We start from the raw sequence: 5,787 nt of genomic DNA, 5'->3' as shown, positions 1-5,787 counted from the left end.
CCTTCGGGCTGGTGGGCGATACTGGGTTCGAACCAGTGACCTCTTCGGTGTGAAGCAGGGCGATCGCTGCTCGATCCTGGTTCGACACATCCCCTGACCTGGCCAGAGGGTCCCCCATTGTCCCAGGGCGTACCTCTCCATGCCGCTCGGTTGTCACCCAGTTAGTCACTCATCCAAGTCTGCGGAGAGGATGCATCACTGCGCCTGGAGCCGAAACAGGCTGTGCCCGGCGATCAGACGTCGAAGTTCTGATCAGCGCCCGACCGCAACCAGCGACAACGCTGGAACCACCTGGCTGACCTGCTGCTGAAGACCTCACCAGTTCTCGACGTCTCGCGCTCGATCACAGAGCCATGTGCCCTCGATGTGCCCTCGTCAGTCCGTTGGGCTCTCCGGGATAGCCCAGATGCATCCGCGTGACTGAAGCGACTTTTCCTGAGGCACGAGAAGCTCTCGTTGCCCTCGCCTCTCGCACGCCTCGTTGAGGGCGGGCAGCATCTCCGCATTCGTGATCACAACGCGGTGGCCATCCCGGCGCCAGAAGTACAAGGCCTGCCCAGCCACCCAGTCACCGCTCCGCCAGTGGCCTCCGACCCTCATGCGGCCGTCAGGCCACTCGCCGAAGAGCACGACCATGAAGTGGAAGGGTCCGCCTTGGTTTCGCGAGACGGCCGTGTACGACTCGCCGCACTCCTCGCACTTACGGTTCAAGACTGCTGTCTCGCTCTCGTCGGGTCCAAGCAACAAGTTGATCCCTGACCTGGAAGCTTCCGTCTTATAGTCGCCTGATCTGCTCAGGGCTCGAAACCAACTGGTGCTGAGTCCCCTAGTAGCCCCGAGTACTCCTCTCGTCCGGCACGGACCTCGCCAGTCGGCTTGTAAGCCGGGTTCTCCACAGCCCCTTCCCCTGACCTGCGACTAATCCCCGCAACAGCTTCTGAGCTGGGATTTCGTCTCTCAGCAGTTGTCAACGGCTGCGGGGATCTTTGACGTTCTGCCGGAACAGAGGCGGAACAGGCTATGCCTCATAACCAGATGTCCAAGCTCTGGCCAGCGCCTCATGCTGAGTAGCCCTGGTGCTCCTGGGAAGAGATCCGACTTGCTCCAAAGCCTGCGGTTGCTCTCGACGTTTCTCGGATGATCATGGGCTCATGTGCCCTACCTGTGTTCTCGTTCCTACCCAGATGAGCTCAGGGTGCTGTACGTGCCTTGGGTAGCAATCGGCCATATGGGGGTGTTGGATCTGGCACACTCTGACCCTGGGTTGCCATTGAGAGGGCACGAGCGGTTGCCTGGTGCGTCCGCAGGGGAGGATGCGTGTCACTCTATGATCTAGTAGATCGTATAACTACAGTAACAACAATTCCATTTACTTTTATCGGGTTTAGTATTGCAATATGGCAAATAGTTAAATCCAGAAGAGCTGCCGAGGCGGCACAAAGGGCAGCAATTTCAACGCAAAAGCGGCTGGCGCGAAGCGGTCTGCTGGTTCTTATACCCCAACTTCAGCGTGCAGAAGAAGAGCTAGAGAAAGCTATTGCGCAAAATTCAAAAGAGTTCGCGATAGTCTGGCTAACTACATGGCGCTGGCAGGCTGGTCAACTTAGAGGGCATTTGAAAATAGCTTCCCCTGCGGATCGAAAACTGTTGAAGCTAATCCAAGAATCTGTCACAAGTGCCGCAATAGCAAAAAATGAACTGGTGGGAAGTTCGGCAAATAATCTAGTTACAAAAACAAAAAAAGTTCGAGAGGCGATTGCTGGAGTCACCAATGAGCTTGGTTCATTGATGGCACTCCAGGGCATGGAAATAGAGAGTGGGCAAGATGGGTGAGACAGATCCGAGGATTTTTGCAATCGTTAAGCATTTGTACCGGCTGACTAAGTACGGACGAATTGAGTGGACAATAGTCCTTGAGGGCGATCGAGAAGATATATTCGAATATTCATCGACAAGTTCCACTGTTCGCCTCGGGTCTATGGATGGGGATTCTTCGCCTCCTTTCTTTATGGAAATTTACGATAGCAGGGGAATTAAAGTAGAAAGCGCATACCGGATCGCCAGTAATTTCGATCCGGATGAGAATCAGTTTTTTGATGATGTCAGCAATCTTTATTCTATTGCTCGTCGTGGAGCGCTTCAGACAGATAAAATTTTGGATCAACTTCTTGCAGATTTGGAGGAAGAGGGAAGCTGATTGAGGGCTAGCGGTGTGGAGCTGGACGGTTCCGGACTTGTGCGGGGGCGGGGCCTCTTAGCCTTCCGGCGGACGGGCTGGCACCTGCCTGCCCGCAATGGCCCGCCGCGAGGGGTCCCCGTGCAAGTCGGGAACCGGTCAGCGACGCGCTCGCCGCACCACCAGGCCGCCCGCCCGGCTCAGCGTGCGCTGGATAGCTTGGCCCCGTGATCAGAGCGCGGCGCCCCCTGTGCCTTCGGCTCGCGGCCCCGTTTTCCTCGTCCGCGCCTGCCGACCGGCGCTGGCGGGCCCGGCCACGTAGCGGGAGCGGAACTGGCCGGGGCCGTGCCGAGTCGGCGGCACGTGCGGCCCGGTGAGGGCCGCCTTGAAGACGTAGAGGAAGTTCTCTCAAGCGCGTTGAGGCCACCGGGCTTCCTTCGACACGCTTGTTGCGCAGGAAGAGAAGATCTTCTCGAACCGACCCAGCTTGACGGCGTGAGCAGGTGTCGAGCGCCCCAGCCAAGTGATCGTTGAACGTGTTCTGTCATCTTTGGTGGCCCTCGAACGGCCCATGGACGGCCCAGCTACGAGACGTATCCATATGACGGCGGCAGAGGGCACATCACAAGGACGCCCGCCCTTGGTCGGACGCACCCCGTTGTCTACTTCGCCACCACCCAGGCAGGCGCCCAATGGCTGCAGCTTTAGGTCCTAGCAACGCCGTTTGCGACACCAGTTATGCACGATCATGGTTCCCATAATCGAAATGGAGTGCGGCTGCATCCGCCTCAATGACACGACGACCGAAACGATGTACGTCATGAGTTGCCGTCGTCGGGTCCCGGCGCTTCCGCAGGATCGTGTGGGGTTGCCTGCCAGGATCGCGGTAGCCGCAGAGCTTGTCCTGAGGTTGGAAGGTTGTTCGGTCGCTGCCCCTCTGCCTGACTGAAGTCGACCCTCCCACCAGAGAACTTCGCCTCACGGAAGTCGACCTCTACACCAGAGAACTTCGCCTCACGGAAGCCGACCTTCCCACCAGGGAACTCTGCCTGACGGAAGTCGACTTTCCCACCAGAGAGCTTAGCTCCGCCGAAGTCGACCTCTCCACCAGAGAACTCCGCCTGACGGAAGTCAATCTCTCCACCAGAGAGCTCCGCTCCGAGGAAGTCGACCTCTCCACCAGAGAACTTCGCCCCGCGGAAGTCGACTTTCCCACCAGAGAACTCCGCCCAGAGGAAGCTGACCTCTCCACCAGAGAGCTCCGCTCCAAGGAAGTCGACCCTCCCACCAGAGAAATCCGCTCCGCTGAAGTCGACCTCTCCACCAGAGAACTTCGTCCAGTCGAAGCTGACCTCTCCACCAGAGAACTTCGCTCCGCCGAAGTCGACTTTCCCACCAGAGAACTTCGCCCAGTCGAAGTCGACTTTCCCACCAGAGAACTCCGCCTGACGGAAGTCGACCCTCCCACCAGAGAAATCCGCCCAGCCGAAGTCGACTTTCCCACCAGAGAACTCCGCCTGACGGAAGTCGACCCTCCCGTTTATGAATGCGCACCCTTGGAAGCTCACGTTGCCGCCAGTAAAGCAGGCGCTGTGGAGATCACCTCCGTCAAAGACCACGTCGGTGAAATCGAAGTCGTGGCCGGACCAGGAGCGCGGGTCGTCAGTGTCCAAGCGCAGGTGGTTGCCGATTAGGCGGATGATGGTATGTCGGATCTCTCTGACGGACCGGAAGGCCTTCAACTCCTCCGTGTACTTATTCCCGCTCGGATTGGTGTCGTCTGCGAAGGGTTGCGGTTCGGGATCGTAGGGCAGGCGCAGGTAGGCGCACAGCACGTCGATGCAAGACTGACGCAGATCGCGGGTGGGGGCATCATCAGCGAGGGCTGCCAACGCGTGCACGCCGCCAAGTTGAACAGCCGGGGAGGTCTCTCCCAGTTGGCCGACAGCCGTGGAGAACCGCTCGGTGTGCAGCCGGGTCGCCTCACGCAGCGCGGCGGCCTCGTCCACCCTCTGCCGCCGGTAGGCCACCACCAAAGCGACCAATGCACCCGCCCCCGCAGCGACGCCGAACGCCAGCTTCACCAGATCGAACAGCGTCTTGGAAGACAACTGCTTCTCAGCCTTCAACCCCCGCACACCCAGCAACTCCCACCCGGCCCAGAACACCAGACCGGTCACCATGGCGGCGCCCAGGAACGTCAGCGTCAACGCCAGCCCGACCGGGATCAACCGCAGCCGACCCGGGTAAGCACGGCGCCGCTCACGACGATGGCGCAGCAGAAGGGACAGGTTCCGGAGTCTCCGGGGGGATTGAGACATGCCTCGCAGCGTAGGCGCATCATCTCGACTGTTCACAGAGATCAGCCGAGATGCCATCACCTTCTGGAATCAGGCGTCGTGAAGGAAGCCGACAGCCCCAGCGGCAAGCTGCTAGGGCTTATCCCAGGACGTCGGCAGACGGGAAGATCTTCTACTGATCCAGTTCGACGCCTGGCGTGTCCGCATGTTCGCCGAGTCGATCGGCGAAGAATCCACGACCCGTCAAGAGGCCCCTCAAGCCCTGCAAGAGCTGGCCGACCAAGGTCCGGAGAAAGCAGCCTCACCAAGCCTCTGCGCTACTACCGGAACCGCGACACATCCATCGCGGCCTGTAGCTATTTGATAGCTCAGCGACACCCCACTAACGGACTGGCTTAATAGGCCCACGCGGCAGAAACCTAAACCCAAAGAACCCTCCGTGAGGCAAGTAGCAATATGCGGACAAAGTGCCCCAAAATGTATCATTTGACACAAAATCTTGGATGGTCTAAACAATGGCCTCAATCCTGCTACCCATGGTCACTGTTGCCTTTTTCCTGAATCCTTGCGATCCTGGCGTCTAGCCGCTCAATCATCTCAACGAGTGTGCTCAGGCTTGCATTTTTATTCGAGGAAAAACTTTGAGGCGCAAAGACATATTGAGCCAAGGCCTCAACAATTCTCTGCGAATCTGCATCAATGTTTCGGTAGTCGAAACGAAGATACTGCAGGCGCGCCAGAATTTTTAGACTGGGAGGTAGGTCGGACTCAACCAAGCGACGCGCATTAGCCAGCAGGACCGGAATAATCGGAATTTTACGGCCGATCGCCTCCTGTAGCTCCATGCGGACCCAATCCTCAGAATCATCTTTAACAAATGAATTGACCCAGCCCTGCCCGACTATCGCAATTATAACCTTACTATTCGATACGGATCTGAGCAGGCTGCTCGCATAATCGATTCCGGGAGGTATGGACCTACCCGCGCGGAAGATTTCCATGGAACCAAAGCGCTCAGACAACTTCGTATCAAGCAGAGCGGCAGCGTAGGCATCATCACTACTTCGGTAGCTAAGGAAGATCGAATCCATCCACCATGTCCTCTAGTTTCACCGGATTTAATCCTACCAGAAAGCAGGATAGTGCTTCCCTGGAGATCGGCAAAGCGCCGCGACCAACTAGAAATCAACAAAATTATCGAGCTCACCCAATGGAATATCGAGCGCTACGACCAGATACGCACTTCCACCTCGTCCAGAGCTTCACTCCTCGTAAGCGCAAACACACTACTTCTAGCTGGCACTACACTCC

4 protein-coding genes are annotated in these 5,787 nt (G+C 57.8%); 2 read left to right on the top strand and 2 right to left on the bottom strand.

The annotated features are described in order from the left end of the window. The first annotated feature begins 1,317 nt into the window (after positions 1 to 1,317). Together ABD327_RS37230 and ABD327_RS37225 are read left to right on the top strand one after the other, a co-directional pair. On the top strand, positions 1,318 to 1,833 hold the full coding sequence (locus tag ABD327_RS37230; protein ID WP_344458488.1) for a hypothetical protein: 516 nt from the start codon (positions 1,318 to 1,320) through the stop codon (positions 1,831 to 1,833). After that, entirely contained in the window at positions 1,826 to 2,197 is a 372-nt protein-coding gene (locus ABD327_RS37225; RefSeq protein WP_344458485.1) for a hypothetical protein, read from the top strand. Before ABD327_RS37230 ends, ABD327_RS37225 begins: the two co-directional genes overlap by 8 nt. A 797-nt stretch (positions 2,198 to 2,994) precedes the next feature. On the opposite strand, the gene ABD327_RS37220 is transcribed toward ABD327_RS37225, so the two are convergent. Then, entirely contained in the window at positions 2,995 to 4,407 is a 1,413-nt protein-coding gene (locus tag ABD327_RS37220) for a pentapeptide repeat-containing protein (protein ID WP_344458482.1), read from the bottom strand. A 599-nt stretch (positions 4,408 to 5,006) separates the two neighbouring features. Beyond that, positions 5,007 to 5,567 carry a toll/interleukin-1 receptor domain-containing protein gene (locus tag ABD327_RS37215; RefSeq protein ID WP_344458479.1) on the bottom strand — a complete coding sequence of 187 codons (561 nt, stop codon included), beginning with the start codon at positions 5,565 to 5,567 and terminating at the stop codon, positions 5,007 to 5,009. Positions 5,568 to 5,787 lie beyond the last annotated feature (220 nt).

Source organism: Actinocorallia aurantiaca, from assembly GCF_039533685.1.
Lineage (GTDB): Bacteria > Actinomycetota > Actinomycetes > Streptosporangiales > Streptosporangiaceae > Actinocorallia > Actinocorallia aurantiaca.
Note: the sequence above shows the minus strand (reverse complement) of the source record. Positions and strands in the feature narration are given on the sequence as shown.

Excerpts from the sequence above, each read along its gene's own strand:
- ABD327_RS37225 (WP_344458485.1), top strand. The coding sequence starts at position 1,826 with ATGGGTGAGACAGATCCGAGGATTTTTGCAATCGTTAAGCATTTGTAC.
- ABD327_RS37215 (WP_344458479.1), bottom strand. The coding sequence starts at position 5,567 with ATGGATTCGATCTTCCTTAGCTACCGAAGTAGTGATGATGCCTACGCT.